At 61.4% G+C, this 15,261-nt stretch carries 14 protein-coding genes; 11 read left to right on the plus strand and 3 right to left on the minus strand.

Going from position 1 to position 15,261, the window contains the following annotated elements:
• Positions 1–193 precede the first annotated feature (193 nt).
• From PDR5_RS19870 to ppnP, 8 genes are all read left to right on the plus strand, one after another.
• Positions 194–1,984 (plus strand): acyclic terpene utilization AtuA family protein, encoded by a 1,791-nt coding sequence (locus PDR5_RS19870; RefSeq protein ID WP_064598247.1) that lies wholly within the window; start codon positions 194–196, stop codon positions 1,982–1,984.
• A gap of 12 nt (positions 1,985–1,996) precedes the next feature.
• The gene (locus tag PDR5_RS19875) at positions 1,997–2,866 is read left to right on the plus strand and encodes an SDR family oxidoreductase (RefSeq protein ID WP_064598249.1); all 870 of its coding nucleotides are present in this window, start codon (positions 1,997–1,999) and stop codon (positions 2,864–2,866) included.
• Positions 2,867–2,869: 3 nt separating this feature from the next.
• Entirely contained in the window at positions 2,870–4,486 is a 1,617-nt protein-coding gene (atuC, locus tag PDR5_RS19880) for a geranyl-CoA carboxylase subunit beta (protein WP_064598251.1), read from the plus strand.
• Between the two features lie 29 nt (positions 4,487–4,515).
• The gene (atuD, locus tag PDR5_RS19885; RefSeq protein WP_064598253.1) at positions 4,516–5,673 is read left to right on the plus strand and encodes a citronellyl-CoA dehydrogenase; all 1,158 of its coding nucleotides are present in this window, start codon (positions 4,516–4,518) and stop codon (positions 5,671–5,673) included.
• Positions 5,670–6,467, plus strand: coding sequence for an enoyl-CoA hydratase/isomerase family protein (locus PDR5_RS19890; RefSeq protein ID WP_064598256.1), 798 nt, complete (start codon positions 5,670–5,672; stop codon positions 6,465–6,467). Before atuD ends, PDR5_RS19890 begins: the two co-directional genes overlap by 4 nt.
• Before the next feature lie 67 nt (positions 6,468–6,534).
• Entirely contained in the window at positions 6,535–8,496 is a 1,962-nt protein-coding gene (locus PDR5_RS19895; protein ID WP_064598258.1) for an acetyl/propionyl/methylcrotonyl-CoA carboxylase subunit alpha, read from the plus strand.
• Positions 8,497–8,565: 69 nt separating this feature from the next.
• Positions 8,566–9,108, plus strand: a complete 543-nt coding sequence (locus tag PDR5_RS19900) for an exonuclease domain-containing protein (RefSeq protein ID WP_011335265.1) — start codon at positions 8,566–8,568, stop codon at positions 9,106–9,108.
• Between the two features lie 82 nt (positions 9,109–9,190).
• Positions 9,191–9,475: a pyrimidine/purine nucleoside phosphorylase gene (ppnP, locus tag PDR5_RS19905; RefSeq protein WP_007940055.1), complete on the plus strand. Its 285-nt coding sequence runs from the start codon at positions 9,191–9,193 to the stop codon at positions 9,473–9,475.
• 70 nt (positions 9,476–9,545) lie between these two features.
• Here ppnP and PDR5_RS19910 read toward each other — a convergent pair whose 3' ends face one another.
• Positions 9,546–10,352 carry an MOSC domain-containing protein gene (locus tag PDR5_RS19910; protein ID WP_064598260.1) on the minus strand — a complete coding sequence of 269 codons (807 nt, stop codon included), beginning with the start codon at positions 10,350–10,352 and terminating at the stop codon, positions 9,546–9,548.
• Positions 10,353–10,442: 90 nt separating this feature from the next.
• Complete coding sequence (locus PDR5_RS19915; protein WP_003226705.1) at positions 10,443–11,378, minus strand: chemotaxis protein CheV; 936 nt, start codon at positions 11,376–11,378, stop codon at positions 10,443–10,445.
• 453 nt (positions 11,379–11,831) lie between these two features.
• Here PDR5_RS19915 and PDR5_RS19920 point away from each other — a divergent pair, with 453 nt between their 5' ends.
• The 3 genes from PDR5_RS19920 (at position 11,832) to PDR5_RS19930 (ending at position 14,331) form a co-directional block, all read left to right on the plus strand.
• Positions 11,832–12,302, plus strand: a complete 471-nt coding sequence (locus PDR5_RS19920; RefSeq protein WP_064598262.1) for a hypothetical protein — start codon at positions 11,832–11,834, stop codon at positions 12,300–12,302.
• 479 nt (positions 12,303–12,781) lie between these two features.
• On the plus strand, positions 12,782–13,675 hold the full coding sequence (locus PDR5_RS19925) for a sensor histidine kinase (protein ID WP_064598264.1): 894 nt from the start codon (positions 12,782–12,784) through the stop codon (positions 13,673–13,675).
• Positions 13,672–14,331, plus strand: coding sequence for a response regulator (locus PDR5_RS19930; protein ID WP_064598266.1), 660 nt, complete (start codon positions 13,672–13,674; stop codon positions 14,329–14,331). The genes PDR5_RS19925 and PDR5_RS19930 overlap by 4 nt, the downstream gene beginning before the upstream one ends.
• Here the strand turns inward: PDR5_RS19930 and yegS are convergent.
• Positions 14,315–15,232 carry a lipid kinase YegS gene (gene yegS, locus PDR5_RS19935; RefSeq protein WP_064598268.1) on the minus strand — a complete coding sequence of 306 codons (918 nt, stop codon included), beginning with the start codon at positions 15,230–15,232 and terminating at the stop codon, positions 14,315–14,317. The genes PDR5_RS19930 and yegS overlap by 17 nt on opposite strands.
• Positions 15,233–15,261: the final 29 nt, after the last annotated feature.

Genomic DNA, 15,261 nt, shown 5'->3' on the forward strand with positions numbered 1-15,261 from the left:
CGTTCTCTCCTACAGTCGATCAGTCAAATGCGCCGCACACCGCAGAAACGGCGGGGTTGCGCGGGCAATTTAAGCCGCCGGCGGTGACCAAGCAAGCGCTTGGGCAGAAGATAATTTCAGCTGTTTACAAACCAAGCGCTTGCTTGGTAGCCTCGATGCACTTCTGTCACAGGTTCCTGAGCCGGAGATCAAAATGCCCACCACGGTTCGCATCGGATGCGCCAGCGCATTCTGGGGAGACACTTCCACCGCTGCCGCGCAGCTCGTGGCCGGAGGACAGCTGGATTATCTGGTCTTCGACTACCTCGCCGAAATCACCATGTCGATCATGGCCGGCGCCCGCATGAAGGATCCGCAGGCCGGGTTCGCCGGCGATTTCATCGAAGTCCTCGCGCCCCTGCTGCCGCAACTGGCCGAACAGAACATTCGTGTCATCAGCAATGCCGGCGGGGTCAATCCAAAGGCCTGCGCCGCCGCGCTGCAAGCGGCCTGCGACAAGGCTGGCGTGGCGCTGAAGATCGCCGTGCTTCTAGGCGATGACCTGCAACCCCAGTTCAAACAACTCGCCACCCAAGGCATCACGGAAATGTTCAGCGGCGCCCCGCTGCCGCCGATGTGCGTGTCGACCAACGCTTACCTCGGCGCGCCGGGCATTGTCGAAGCACTGCGCCTGGGCGCCGACATCGTCATCACCGGCCGGGTGGTCGACAGCGCAGTGGTCAGCGGCGCGCTGGTGCATGAATTCGACTGGTCGTGGCACGACTACGACAAACTCGCGCAAGCCGCCCTGGCCGGGCACATCATCGAATGTGGCGCGCAGTGCACCGGCGGTAATTTCACCGACTGGCGCGACGTGCCGGACTACGAACACATCGGTTTCCCGATCGTCGAGGTCAGCGCCGACGGTCAGTTCATCGTCAGCAAACCCGAGGGCTCCGGTGGACTGGTCACGCCGCTGACGGTCGGCGAACAGATGCTCTACGAAATCGGTGATCCGCAGGCTTATCTGCTACCCGATGTGGTCTGCGATTTCAGCCAGGTAAAACTCCAGCAACAAGGCAAGAACGCCGTCCGGGTCCACGGCGCCAAAGGCTTGCCACCCAGCGACCAATACAAGGTCAGCGCAACGTATCCGGACGGTTTCCGTTGCACCGCCAGTTGCCTGATCGCCGGCATCGATGCCGTGGAAAAAGCCCGGCGCGTCAGCCAGGCGATCCTCGACAAGACCTCGGAAATGCTCGACCAGAAAGGATTGGGGCCCTACACCGAAACCCACGTCGAACTGCTCGGCAGCGAAGCCACCTACGGCCCTCACGGTCAGCGCCGGGACAGTCGCGAAGTGGTGATCAAACTCGCCGTGCGCCACCCGAACAAACAAGCCTTGATCCTGTTCTCCCGGGAGATCGCCCAGGCCGCCACCGGCATGGCGCCGGGCCTCACCGGTATCGTCGGCGGGCGGCCGACGGTGTATCCGCTGATCCGGCTGTTCTCGTTCCTGATCGACAAAAGCGCCTGCACATTGCAGATCGACATCGCCGGCGAACCTCACCCGTTCGCCCTCCCCGCCCCCACCGCCCTCGACAGTCAGGATCTGCCCCTGCCCCATGAAACGCCCAAACCCCAGGGCCGCGCCGACGCGAGCGTGCCATTGGTGAAACTGGCCGTGGCGCGCTCCGGCGACAAAGGCAATCACAGCAATATCGGCGTCATGCCACGCCGTCCCGAATACCTGCCGTGGATCGCTGAAGCACTGACCCCGGCGGTGGTCGTTGACTGGATGAACCATGTCCTCGATCCGATTCACGGCCGGGTCGAACGCTGGTATCTGCCGGGCACCCACAGCCTCAACTTCCTGCTGGAAAACGCCCTCGGTGGCGGCGGCGTGGCGAGCCTGCGCATCGACCCGCAAGGCAAAGCCTTCGCCCAACAACTACTGGAAATCCAGATCCCGGTGCCGCAGAGCATCGCCGAACAGTTCGACTAGAGGATTGGCACCATGGCGTTCGAATCGATTTTCAGGGCTGACCTATTCAGCGGCCAGACCGTCATCGTCACCGGGGGCGGCAGTGGCATCGGGCGTTGCACCGCCCATGAACTGGCGGCGCTCGGGGCCAACGTGGTGCTGGTCGGACGCAAGCCGGAAAAGCTGCAAACCGTCGCCGCCGAAATTGCCGAGGACGGCGGTCGGGCGAGCTGGAAGGCCTGCGATATCCGTGACGAAGAAGCGGTGAAGGCGCTGGTCAGCGAACTGATCCGTGAACACGGGCCGATCCACGGGCTGGTCAACAATGCCGGCGGCCAGTACCCCTCGCCCCTGGCCTCGATCAATCAGAAAGGTTTCGAAACCGTGCTGCGGACCAATCTGGTCGGCGGTTTCCTGATGGCCCGCGAGGTATTCAATCAGTCGATGAGCAAACACGGCGGCAACATCGTCAACATGCTCGCCGACATGTGGGGCGGCATGCCCGGCATGGGCCACTCCGGCGCCGCCCGTTCGGGCATGGACAACTTCACCAAAACGGCGGCGTTCGAATGGGGTTATGCCGGTGTTCGGGTGAATGCAGTGGCGCCGGGCTGGATCGCTTCCAGCGGCATGGACACTTACGAAGGCGCGTTCAAAGCGGTGATCCCGACCTTGCGCGAACACGTGCCGCTCAAGCGCATCGGCACCGAATCGGAAGTCAGCGCGGCGATCGTGTTTCTGCTCAGCCCGGCTGCCGCGTTCATCAGCGGCAGCACCTTGCGCATCGACGGTGCGGCCAGCCTGGGCAGTCGCGCCTGGCCGTTGCACAAGGCGACCCACAGCGAATCCTTCAACGGTTTTCACCGGGCCTATATGCCGGATGTCTTGAAGGACAAGGAGTAAGCCATGCCGGTCATTCAATCCCGACTCGACCCGCACAGCGAAGCCTTCGCCCGCAACCGCGCAGCGATGCTCACCGCCATCGAGCAAGTCCAGCAACTCGAACAGAACCTGCTGAACAAGGCGACCGAGGCCAAGCCGAAATTCGATAAACGTGGACAACTGTTGCCCCGCGAACGCCTGAATTTGTTGCTCGACCCCGGCGCGCCATTCCTCGAACTGGCGAGCCTGGCCGGCTATAAACTGCACGACGACAAGGACGGCAGTTCGGCCGGTGGCGGCTTGATCGCCGGCATCGGTTACGTGTCCGGCGTGCGCGCCTTGATCGTGGCGAACAACAGCGCGATCAAGGGCGGAACGATTTCCCCGTCAGGCCTGAAAAAATCCCTGCGCCTGCAACAGATCGCCCAGGAAAACAAACTGCCGGTGATCACCCTCGCCGAAAGTGGCGGCGCCAACCTCAACTACGCGGCGGAAATTTTCGTCGAAGGCGCGCGCAGTTTTGCCAATCAGGCGCGGATGTCGGCCATGGGTTTGCCGCAGATCACCGTGGTGCACGGCTCAGCCACCGCTGGCGGTGCCTATCAGCCGGGGCTGTCGGATTATGTGGTGGTGGTGCGCGGCAAGGCCAAGCTGTTTCTCGCCGGTCCCCCATTGCTTAAAGCGGCGACCGGTGAAGTCGCCACCGACGAAGAACTGGGCGGCGCCGAGATGCACGCGCAAGTCGCCGGCACCGCCGAATACCTGGCCGAAAACGATGCCGACGGCGTGCGTCAGGTGCGGGAAATCGTCAGCCTGCTGAACTGGAACGAGCAACTGCCGTGGCTGCCTGAGCCGCCATTCAAGGAGCCGTTGTACCCCATCGACGAACTGCTCGGGCTGATCCCGGACGACCCGAAAAAACCCTACGACGTGCGCGAAATCATTGCGCGGATCGCCGACGAATCGCGCTTCCTGGAGTTCAAGGGCGAGTTCGATCAGCAGACCATTTGTGGCCACCTGAAGATTCAGGGGCGCGCCTGCGGTTTCATCGGCAACAACGGCCCGATCACGCCCAACGGCGCGAGCAAGGCGGCGCAGTTCATTCAACTGTGTGACCAGAGCCAGACGCCGCTGCTGTTTTTCCACAACACCACCGGGTTCATGGTCGGCACCGAATCGGAACAGCACGGCGTGATCAAGCACGGCTCCAAATTGATCCAGGCCGTGGCCAATGCACGGGTGCCGAAACTGACGATCGTGGTCGGCGGCTCCTACGGCGCAGGCAACTACGCGATGTGCGGACGCGGGCTCGATCCGCGCTTCATCTTCGCCTGGCCCAACAGCCGCACGGCGGTGATGGGTGGCGCCCAGGCCGGCAAGGTGCTGCGCATCGTCACCGAAGCCAAACAGCTCAAGGACGGTCTGGTGCCCGATCCGAAAATGCTCGACATGCTGGAGCAGGTCACCGCGCAGAAACTCGACAGCCAGTCCACCGCCCTCTACGGCAGCGCCAACCTGTGGGACGACGGGCTGATCGATCCACGCGACACCCGCACCCTGCTCGGTTACCTGCTGGACATCTGCCACGAAGCCGATATCCGCACGTTGCAACCCAACAGCTTCGGCGTCAGCCGGTTCTGATCGCCACGGATTAAAGGAGAACAATAAAAATGATCTTCACCCCGGAACACGAAGCACTGCGCCGTACAGTCCGCCAGTTCGTCGAGCACGAGATCAACCCCCATGTCGATGAATGGGAAAAGGCCGGGCGCTTTCCGATCCACGAGATTTTCCGCAAGGCCGGCGACCTCGGTCTGCTGGGGATTTCCAAGCCGGAAAAATTCGGCGGCATGGGTCTGGATTACAGCTATTCGATCGTCGCCGCCGAAGAGTTCGGCACCATCCACTGCGGCGGCATTCCGATGTCGATCGGCGTGCAAACCGACATGTGCACTCCCGCCCTCGCCCGTTTCGGCTCCGATGAACTGCGCGAAGAATTCCTGCGCCCGGCCATCACCGGCGAGCAGGTCGGCTGCATCGGCGTCTCGGAAGTCGGCGCCGGCTCCGATGTCGCCGGGCTCAAGACTACCGCGCGCAAGGATGGCGACGACTACGTGATCAACGGCAGCAAAATGTGGATCACCAACTCGCCGAGCGCCGACTTCATCTGCCTGCTGGCCAACACCTCGGACGACAAACCGCACATCAACAAATCGCTGATCATGGTGCCGATGAACGCGCCGGGCATCAGCCTCAGTTCGCACCTGGACAAGCTCGGCATGCGCAGCTCGGAAACCGCCCAGGTGTTTTTCGACAACGTGCGCGTGCCCCAGCGCAATCGCATCGGCCATGAAGGCGCCGGGTTCATGATGCAGATGCTGCAGTTCCAGGAGGAACGTCTGTTCGGCGCGGCCAACATGATCAAGGGCCTGGAATACTGCGTCGACAGCACCATCGAGTACTGCAAGGAACGCAAAACCTTCGGCAACGCGCTGATCGACAATCAGGTGATCCACTTCCGCCTCGCCGAACTACAGACCGAGATCGAATGCCTGCGGGCGCTGGTCTATCAGGCCACCGAGCAATACGTCAAAGGCCAGGACGTCACCCGACTGGCCTCGATGGCCAAGCTCAAGGCCGGGCGCCTCGGCCGCGAAGTCAGCGACAGTTGCCTGCAATACTGGGGCGGCATGGGCTTCATGTGGGACAACCCGGTAGCCCGCGCCTACCGCGACGTGCGGCTGGTGTCGATTGGCGGCGGCGCCGACGAAATCATGCTGGGGATCATCTGCAAACTGATGGGCATCCTGCCGGGGAAAAAGAAATGAGCGCCCTGCCCAATTGCCAGACGCTGCTGCTGGAGCGGCACAACGGCGTGTTGCACATCACCCTCAATCGCCCGGACAGCCGCAACGCCATGAGCCTGCAAATGGTCGCCGAGTTGCGCGCCGTGCTGGCCAGCGTGTGCGATGACCGCAGCGTCCGCGCACTGGTGCTCAGCGGTGCCGGCGGGCATTTCTGCGCCGGCGGCGACATCAAGGACATGGCCAACGCCCGCGCTCAGGGCAGTGATGCCTATCGCGACCTGAACCGAGCGTTCGGATCGTTGCTGGAAGAAGCACAGCACGCACCGCAAGTGCTGATCACCGTGCTGCAAGGCGCAGTGCTCGGGGGTGGCTTCGGGCTGGCCTGTGTCAGCGATATCGCGATAGCCGATCACCAGGCGCAATTCGGTTTGCCGGAAACCAGCCTCGGCCTGCTGCCGGCGCAGATCGCGCCGTTCGTGGTGCAGCGCATCGGCCTGACCGAGACCCGACGCCTGGCCCTGACCGCCGCCCGTTTCGACGGCCATCAGGCCCGGCGTCTGGGGCTGGTGCATTTTGTCGAGCAGGACCCGCAGGCGCTCGCCGAGCGGCTGGATGAAGTGCTCGATCATGTCTTGTGTTGCGCCCCCGAAGCGAATGCCGTGACGAAAAAACTGCTGCTGGCCAGCGCCGGCCAGCCGTCGAGTGAATTGCTGGACGAAGCCGCGCAGTGGTTCAGCGCCGCGGTGACCGGGGCCGAGGGCATCGAAGGCACGATGGCGTTTGTGCAAAAGCGCAAACCCGGATGGAGCACCTGACCCTGTGGGAGCGGGCTTGCCCGCGATGAGGCCCTTCAATCCACCGCCAATATTCAGGAAAACCACCATGCCCGCCCTCCACAAAATCCTGATCGCCAACCGCGGTGAAATCGCCTGCCGCATCCAGCGCACCGCCCAGGCCCTCGGTTATCGCACCGTCGCCGTTTTCAGCGATGCCGACGCTGACGCACTGCATGTCCAAATGGCGGACGACGCCGTGAACATCGGTCCGGCACCCGTGCAACAGTCCTACCTGAACATCCCGGCCATTCTCGACGCCGCCCGGCGCAGCGGCGCCGACGCCATCCACCCAGGCTACGGCTTCCTCTCGGAAAATGCCGAGTTCGCCCGCGCCTGCAAACAGGCCGGCCTGACCTTCATCGGCCCCAGCGTCGAAGCCATCGAACTGATGGGCAGCAAACGCCAATCGAAAATCGCCATGCTCGCCGCCGGCGTCCCCTGCATCGCCGGCTATCAAGGCGCCGAGCAGGATGATGCGACCCTGGCCCGAGAGGCCGAGCGCATCGGTTACCCGCTGATGATCAAGGCCAGCGCCGGCGGTGGCGGGCGCGGCATGCGACTGGTGCACAGCGCCGAGGAACTGCCGGCGCAATTGCGCACCGCCCGCTCGGAAGCATTGAACGGTTTCGGCAGTGATGAACTGATCCTCGAACAGGCGTTGATCGAGCCGCGCCATGTCGAGGTGCAGCTGTTCGGCGACCATCACGGCAACCTGATCTACCTCGGCGAGCGCGACTGTTCGATACAGCGTCGCCACCAGAAAGTCATCGAAGAAGCGCCGTGCCCGGTGATGAACGAGGAACTGCGCCAGGCGATGGGCGAAGCGGCACTCAAGGCCGGGCGTGCGGTGAACTACGTGGGCGCCGGCACCGTGGAATTTCTCCTCGACGCCAGCGGCCAGTTCTACTTTCTGGAGATGAACACCCGGTTGCAGGTCGAGCATCCGGTGACTGAATTGATCACCGGGCTGGATCTGGTGGCGTGGCAACTGTCGGTCGCCGAGGGCCAACCGCTGCCGCTGACCCAAGCGCAGGTGAAACTCGATGGTCACGCGATGGAAGTGCGTCTCTACGCCGAAGATCCGGCCCAGGGTTTTCTGCCGCAGACCGGGCGTGTCGAAGCCTGGGCGCCGGCACTGGATCGCGGTGCGCGGATCGATCACGGCCTGATTGAAGGACAGTCGATTTCACCGTTCTACGACCCGATGCTCGGCAAACTGATCGCCCACGGCGCGACCCGTGAAGAGGCCCGGCGCAAACTGTTGTGTGCGGTGCAGGACAGCGTGTTGCTGGGCGTGCAGAGCAATCAGCGCTTGCTCGCCAGCCTGTTGCAGCATCCGCAGTTCATCAGCGGGGAATTCGGCACTGGCTTCATCCCTCAACATTTCGCCGATCACGATTGCCTGCACGCCTATTCGCCCAGTGCCGAAGAGCTGGCCATCGCGGCGGTGATTTTTTACCAATCCGCCGCACAGCAACACCGCGCCCCGCTGTCCGGATGGCGCAACAATGTCGGTGCACCGTTGCTTTATCGAATCGGCCTCGACGCCCGCGACTGGAATGTGCAACTGCGTACCAGTCCGGACAAGGCGTTTGAAGTGCAGGTCGCCGAACGTGTCATCAAACTCACGCTGGTCGAGCACACCGCCGGGGCCGTGACACTGGAAATCGATGGCCTGCGCCAGCGCCATGCCTATCGCCTGCACAACGACCAGCTCTGGCTGTTCACCCACCCCGGCAGCCTGCATCTGGTGGACCGAACTCATGCGGTGATCGACAGTCAGACCAGCGTCAGTTCCGGCACGTTGAAAGCGCCGATGGATGGCGCCATCATCGATGTGCTCGTCAGCGAAGGCAGCCCGGTCAGCAAGGGCCAGCTGCTGGTGGTGCTGGAAGCGATGAAAATGGAGCACCCGCTCAAGGCCGGCATCGACGGCGTGCTCAAGCGGGTGCAGGTCAAGGTCGGCGATCAGGTAAAAAATCGTCAGGTTCTGTTGCAGGTCGAGTAGTCGCCGCGCGCATCCGCAAGGTTTGACTACGCTCTGAATAATCAGGACGCGGAAATCAGGAACCCTGCGATGCCCCATTGGCTGGTCATAGATCTGGAAGCCACCACCGATGAGGGTGGCTGGCCGGTTACGGAAATGGAGATCATCGAGATCGGCGCGACCCTGGTGGATCGCGCGGGTCGCGAGCAGGATCACTTTCAGCGCTTCGTCAAACCGACGCGGCGCCCCTTGTTGACGCCCTTTTGCCGCGAACTCACGCACATCACCCAGGCCAACATCGACGCGGCGCAGCCGTTGAGCGAGGTCTGGCCGGCCTTCGAGCGCTGGCTCGGTCAGCACCAGACGCGCCTTGAAGGCTGGGCCAGCTGGGGCGATTACGACCGCAAGCAATTGCTTCAGGAATGGCAGCGTCTGCAACTCGACAGCGCCCTGAGCCGGGTGCCGCACATGAACCTCAAACAGCGCTTTGCCAAGGCCCGGCGCCTCGAACGGCCTCTGGGCCTCAATGGCGCGTTGCAACTGGCGGGGATGCAGTTCACCGGTCAGCAGCACCGTGCGTTGGAAGATGCACGCAATACCGCCCGGTTATTGCCGTTGGTGCTGCCACTCTAGCGCAGGTGACGGCGCCAGAAGCCTTGTGCATACTGGCCGACCTTTTTGACCCTTTTTAAGCCCTTTTCGAGAGGAATCGCCCATGTTTAAAGTCAACGAGTACTTCGACGGCACCGTCAAGTCGATCGCTTTTGGCACCGCTGAAGGCCCTGCGACCATCGGCGTCATGGCCCCGGGCGAATACGAATTCGGCACCAGCCAGCGTGAAATCATGCACGTGGTTTCGGGCGCCCTGACCGTCAAACTGCCGGACAGCAGCGACTGGGAAACCTTCGCCGCTGGCAGCCAGTTCAACGTGCCCGCCAACAGCAAGTTCCAGCTGAAAGTGGCCGTCGACACCGCTTACCTGTGCGAATACCGCGGCTGAAACCACGGTTTTCGGCGGTCATAAAAAATGCCCGTGTCCAGGGACACGGGCATTTTTCGTTTCTGGCGGGTTATTCGAGGATTTCTACCGGCATGCCGACCTCAAGCCGGCCGTTGCCGTCGTTGACCAGGTTCTGGCCGAACATCGCGCCATCGGCCTGAGCACGGGTCTTCTGCAAGGTCGCCAGTGGTTCGCGGTCAGCGCTGCGCTCACCGGTCTGCGGATCGATCGTGGTGAGAATGCACCGCGAGCAGGACTTGACCACGCGGAACTCGACATCGCCGATACGAATCCGCTTCCAGCCATCCTCGGCGTATGCGTCACTGCCTTCGATCACCAGATTCGGCCGGAACCGCAGCATTTCCAGCGGACGCCCGACTTCCTGCGACAGGTGTTGCAGCGAGGCCTCACCAATCAGCAACAGCGGGAAACCATCGGCGAATGCCACTTGGTCATCGTCGTTGCCGTACCCGGCCTGGGTCGTCCGGGCGCGATCCAGCGGCACTTGCACCAGTCGGGTTGGCTTGCCGATGAAATCGCTGACCCAGCGGGCCGCCTCTTCACCGGCATCCGGCACACGCAGGGTGTCACGCCAGATGGTCACGCCACGCAGGTCGTCGTCGCTGCCGGGCAAGGCGACATCCATTGCCGAATGCCCCGGCGCGCTGAGCGTCAGCCCGCCGCTGGCATTCCACAACGCGGAGAGCTGGCTCATTTTCGCTTCGGCACGCTGGGTCAGGAACCGCCCGCTGGCCTCATCCACCAGCATCCAGCGTCGGTCACCCTCAAGCCCCAGTTTGTCCAGGCCGATCCCTTGCAGGACCTCACCCTTGGCGGATTTCAACGGGTAACGATAAAGCGCGCTCAGACGCAGCATGGCCAGCTCCCTGGTGGGTCAAAAACGCCACCCTATACGAGCTTTGTCAGCGAATCAAAGGCTGACGCAGGGTCAGCCTCGACCTGTGGATCAGGCCGGCACTTCGTCAAGCATCAGACGCTGGCGCACCACATCAACCAGTTTGTCCGGCTGGAACTTGGAGAGGAAATTGTCGCAGCCGACCTTTTTCACCATCGAGTCGTTGAAACTGCCGGACAGAGAAGTGTGCAACACCACGTACAGGCCACGCAGGCGCGGGTCGTTGCGGATTTCGGTGGTCAGGCGATAGCCGTCCATTTCCGGCATTTCGGCGTCGGTGAACACCATCAGCAGTTTGTCGGTCATGTTCACCCCGGTATCGGCCCAGGCCTTGAGCATGTTCAGGGCTTTCAGGCCGTCGCTGGCGATGTGCATCTTCACGCCCAACTGGCCGAGGGTGTCGCGCAATTGCGAGAGCGCCACGTTGGAGTCGTCCACCAGCAACACTTCGCGGCCACGGGCACGTTCCAGCACCGGGTCGTCCAGTTTGTCCCGGGAGACCTTGGCGTTGTACGGCACGATTTCGGCGAGGACTTTCTCGACGTCGATGATTTCCACCAGTTGATCGTCGACCTTGCTGATGGCAGTCAGGTAGTGCTGGCGACCGGCACTGGTCGGCGGCGGCAGAATGGCTTCCCAATTCATGTTAACGATGCGGTCCACGCCACCGACGAGGAACGCCTGCACCGAGCGGTTGTACTCTGTGACGATGATCGTGCTGTTCGGACCCGGCACCAACGGTCGCATGCCGATCGCCTGGGACAGGTCGATCACCGGCAGCGTCTGGCCGCGCAGGTTGACCACACCGCAGACAAACGGGTGACGCTGGGGCATCAAAGTCAGCTTCGGCAATTGCAGGACTTCCTGCACCTTGAACACGTTGATCGCGAACAATTGGCGCCCGGCCAGTCGAAACATGAGAATTTCCAGGCGATTCTCACCCACCAGTTGCGTGCGTTGGTCTACCGTGTCGAGAATGCCGGCCATCAATGACTCCTGGGCTTGTTCTGATGAATTCACTATTGGGGGTTATCGGCTGAATCTGGCGGATCTTGATCCCGTCCAAAATCACCAACAAAAATGCCATTGGCAGGCATTGATGTCACATTAACATCATGCTTTACTGGCCCGGTGAAATCATCTGCTACATTCTTCTCGGCGCGACCCCGATTTGCGCCACAGGTTCCCGTGCCTAAGGGAATCCCCTAGGAACAATCAGGCCCAACCTGATGTTCGCGATATCCAATAGCCATTAATGTGACGCCATTCTCATTGCATGAACGGAGTCAGGCTATTGTGTGCGATCGCAGTTCAGTGGAAACACATCCTCTTGAAACCCCAGGTCTGTGCCAATGCACACCGGGGCGCGGTCTCGCGACGGTTCATGATCGTCGACACACACGGCATTCCCTCATCAGACATGACGTGGTGGAGATAAGCATGCCGAACGACCGTAGTGACTGGACGCAGCGCTTCCCCGAATTCCTTGTCGAGGCTGAAACGCTCCTGGCCAAGTCCGAAGAATGCCTCAGCCATCTGCAGCTGATCAGCAATGACAAGGACGCCATCGACTGCATGCTCAGCACCCTCCTCAAGCTGGCGAACAAGGCCGATGCCCTGGGGCTGGAGGCGGTATCCGAATTCTCCCTGCACCTGCATGGCTTGCTCAACCAGGTGCAGGGTCACGTGGATTTGCATGCACAGGCCCTGGAAGCACTTAAGGATTGCTTCACCCTGATGGCCTGGCAACTGGAACTGATCGACCCAAGCACCGGCCAATTGGGCCTGGATGAAAGCGAACAGGTGACGCTGATCGAAGCCTTTGCCTGCCAGGTGGGGCAGACTCACTTCCAATTGCCGCTCAATGGCAAGCCGATGTCCCTCGTAACCTGGTCGGAGCGCCAAGCGTAATCGGGCATACCGTGGGCTGTTCGGGCCCGTCATTTCTCACAGACGAAAGTCGCAATTGAATAGTTCATGCCTGCCTGCGACATCCTCCAATAAATAATTACGCTTGATGAATGCTGACTGCCTTCTGCTGATGTCAGGGTTTTCCTGTGCAAAAGTAACTTGCTGCTGCATCGATAATATCGAGTCGGATATTTCAACTTTTCCATTATGGAACTCTCGTCCAACATGGCCTGTTTCCTGACTCTTTGGACATATTGGCAAACGCGACCAACGGTATGTTAAGTGGTATTATGCAGCCCGTTAGTTGCTTCAATTAATGGCATTGTGACTTCAATGATGGGTTGCCACCGAAGTTGGCGCTCAATTATCGATCACTGAACCGTTATGAAATCAACAACCTGAGCAAACGTTTTCCAGACAGAGACCGCCAGCCCTTCTGACGGTCTGCCCGCAGCGAACATCCATTGGCTCCATCCGCTATGTACGCCAGCCTCAAGTCGATCACCACATGGCCTCCCTCCCGAGAAAATGCCCGCAGGTTCACACTCCTGCTGTGCACGGTTTCAGCCTTGGGCAGTCTGTTGAGCTATGGCGCCTCCGCGCCGCTGTCACTCGGCCTGTTGCTGATCAACGTGGCGGCTGCCGGCTGCGTCTGGACACAACATCGCCTGTCGCGCAAATCCATCAAATTCCAGCCTCAGGAACTGGCCGACCGTTTGCTGGAAGTCCAGGAAAACGAGCGCCATCGCCTGAGCCGCGAACTGCATGACGATATCGGCCAGTTGCTGACCGCCGCCAAGCTGCAAAGCGAATGGCTCAAGCGTCGCTTGCCCGCGGAGATGCAGGAACACTGTTCGGTACTTTGCGAGACGCTGGAAGAAACCCTCAACAAGGTGCGCGACGTTTCGGCCATTCTCAACCCGCGGCAACTGACCAGTCTGGGTCTGGAAGCGAGCCTGCGTGCGCACCTGGTCAAGGTATTGGCCAATACTTCGGTGCACTGGAGTCTGGACTGCCAGCAGCGCCTGAATGGAATCCCCGAAGAGATGGCCGTCGCAGCCTTTCGCATCACTCAGGAAGCCGTGACCAACATCCTTCGTCACGCACAGGCCAAAAACCTGCTGATTCGCGTGCAACGCCTGCCACAGGGCTTGACCCTGCTTATAAGCGATGATGGCCTGGGCTTTTCCCCGGCGGCGAATCCCGGCCGCGAAGGACAGCGGGGCATGGCCGGGATGGCCGAGCGCATCGAGCAACTGGGCGGCACACTCAATGTGACCAGCGAGCCGGGCAAAGGCACTCAAATCGAAGCACTATTCCCCTGGGCGCCCCGGGCACTCGAGCGGGCCAGTACGAATAAGGTTATGCGTTGACTTGTAACTTACTTCTGGTGGATGACCACTCGCTGATCAGGGCCGGCGTGCGTGCCCTGGTGCTGGATATTCCCGGCTATGCAGTCATCGGCGAGGCCAATGATGGCTCGCAGCTGCTCGAGATGGTCGAGCTGCTGTCCCCCGATATCGTATTGCTGGACATTTCCATGAAAGAAACCGGCGGCCTGGAAGCCCTGCAGCGACTCAAACGAGTGCGTCCGCACGCCAAAGTGCTGATTCTTTCGATGCACACCGACCCCGCGCTGATCATGCAGGCGCTGGAGTCCGGTGCTCACGGTTATCTGCTCAAGGACACCACGGCCACCGAACTCGAACATGCGCTCGAAGCTCTGCGCAACAACGAGCGCTACTTGAGCCCCGCCATCGCCCATACCGTGATCAATCAGGCGCTGACCCGCAATCTGAAACAGCAGCCGGAAGTCGCCGAGTCGCACAACCTGACCGCACGCCAGCTGGAAATCCTGCGCCTGATCGTGCGTGGCAAGTCCACACGGGAAATCGCCAACGGCCTGGGCCTGAGCATCAAAACAGTCGAAACCCACCGCTCGCAGATCATGAAGCGCCTGCAGATCTACGATGTGGCAGGCCTGGTGCTGTTTGCCGTGCGGGAACAGATCATCAGTCTGGACGACTGAGCCGACGAGTTGCACTCAACAGCGGCGAGCCCTTCGGCAAATGCACACGCAACGCCCCGGGGCGCGCCGCAAACCGCAAACTTTCGCCCTCCAGGGGCTCGCCGTCGAGATTGATGTAAAGCCCTTCGGCGACCTTGATTTCAACCCATGGCAAACGGGCGCGCACAAACATGTTGTCAATGCCGAAGCCGTCGCTGAGCAGATTTTTCAGGGTGCCAACCAACTCCTGCGGCGCCGGCAGGATGCTGATATCCAAGAGACCATCGTCCACCAGCGCTTCGGGGCACAACACGTGTCCGCCGCCGGCCTGACGGCCATTGCCGATCCCGAGGGCCAGCAACTCGCCCTGCCAATGGAAATCCGGCCCCTGCAACTCACCGTACGCGGCATGCAGTTCACTGAACCGCGTCAAACCGGTGAACAGATAAGCTGCGCCACCCAATACCTTTTTCAGATCTTCCGACGTGTTGGCCGTTACCTGGCTGCCGAATCCTCCGGTCGCCATGTTCAGGAAGATCTGCCCACCGACTTCACCCAGATCGATGTCGTGGGCGGGCGCTTCAAGCAACTCAAGCGCCTCGGTCGGCTCCAACGGGATACTCGCCGCGTGGGAAAAGTCGTTGGCAGTTCCCAGCGGTAAAAGCACCAGACTGGCTTTGCCCGGATGCGCCGCCAGCGCTTCGGCGATATCACGCAGGGTGCCATCCCCACCGCCGGCGATGATCTGGCGGTATCCCGCCGCCAGCGCCTCCTCCACCAACCGCTGCGCATCTCCGGCCTCCCAGGTCAGACGTACAGCCAGCTCCCAGCCTTGCTCTCGCTTGTTCTCGACAGCGGCACGAACCGCCTCGTTGAGCGCCTGCTTGCCATGCAGAATCAACAATGCCTTGCGTTCACTCATTGCGGTTACTCCCGGAATTAAATCGGTAC

The sequence above is a fragment of the Pseudomonas sp. DR 5-09 genome, assembly GCF_001655595.1.
In the GTDB taxonomy this organism is placed as follows: domain Bacteria; phylum Pseudomonadota; class Gammaproteobacteria; order Pseudomonadales; family Pseudomonadaceae; genus Aquipseudomonas; species Aquipseudomonas pharyngis.

Bases quoted from the DNA above. Each gene is read 5' to 3' on its own strand.
- PDR5_RS19875 (WP_064598249.1), top strand. From the start codon at position 1,997: ATGGCGTTCGAATCGATTTTCAGGGCTGACCTATTCAGCGGCCAGACC.
- yegS (WP_064598268.1), bottom strand. From the start codon at position 15,232: ATGAGTGAACGCAAGGCATTGTTGATTCTGCATGGCAAGCAGGCGCTC.
- ppnP (WP_007940055.1), top strand. From the start codon at position 9,191: ATGTTTAAAGTCAACGAGTACTTCGACGGCACCGTCAAGTCGATCGCT.
- PDR5_RS19895 (WP_064598258.1), top strand. From the start codon at position 6,535: ATGCCCGCCCTCCACAAAATCCTGATCGCCAACCGCGGTGAAATCGCC.
- PDR5_RS19900 (WP_011335265.1), top strand. From the start codon at position 8,566: ATGCCCCATTGGCTGGTCATAGATCTGGAAGCCACCACCGATGAGGGT.
- PDR5_RS19910 (WP_064598260.1), bottom strand. From the start codon at position 10,352: ATGCTGCGTCTGAGCGCGCTTTATCGTTACCCGTTGAAATCCGCCAAG.
- PDR5_RS19920 (WP_064598262.1), top strand. From the start codon at position 11,832: ATGCCGAACGACCGTAGTGACTGGACGCAGCGCTTCCCCGAATTCCTT.
- atuD (WP_064598253.1), top strand. From the start codon at position 4,516: ATGATCTTCACCCCGGAACACGAAGCACTGCGCCGTACAGTCCGCCAG.
- PDR5_RS19890 (WP_064598256.1), top strand. From the start codon at position 5,670: ATGAGCGCCCTGCCCAATTGCCAGACGCTGCTGCTGGAGCGGCACAAC.
- PDR5_RS19925 (WP_064598264.1), top strand. From the start codon at position 12,782: ATGTACGCCAGCCTCAAGTCGATCACCACATGGCCTCCCTCCCGAGAA.
- PDR5_RS19915 (WP_003226705.1), bottom strand. From the start codon at position 11,378: ATGGCCGGCATTCTCGACACGGTAGACCAACGCACGCAACTGGTGGGT.
- PDR5_RS19870 (WP_064598247.1), top strand. From the start codon at position 194: ATGCCCACCACGGTTCGCATCGGATGCGCCAGCGCATTCTGGGGAGAC.
- atuC (WP_064598251.1), top strand. From the start codon at position 2,870: ATGCCGGTCATTCAATCCCGACTCGACCCGCACAGCGAAGCCTTCGCC.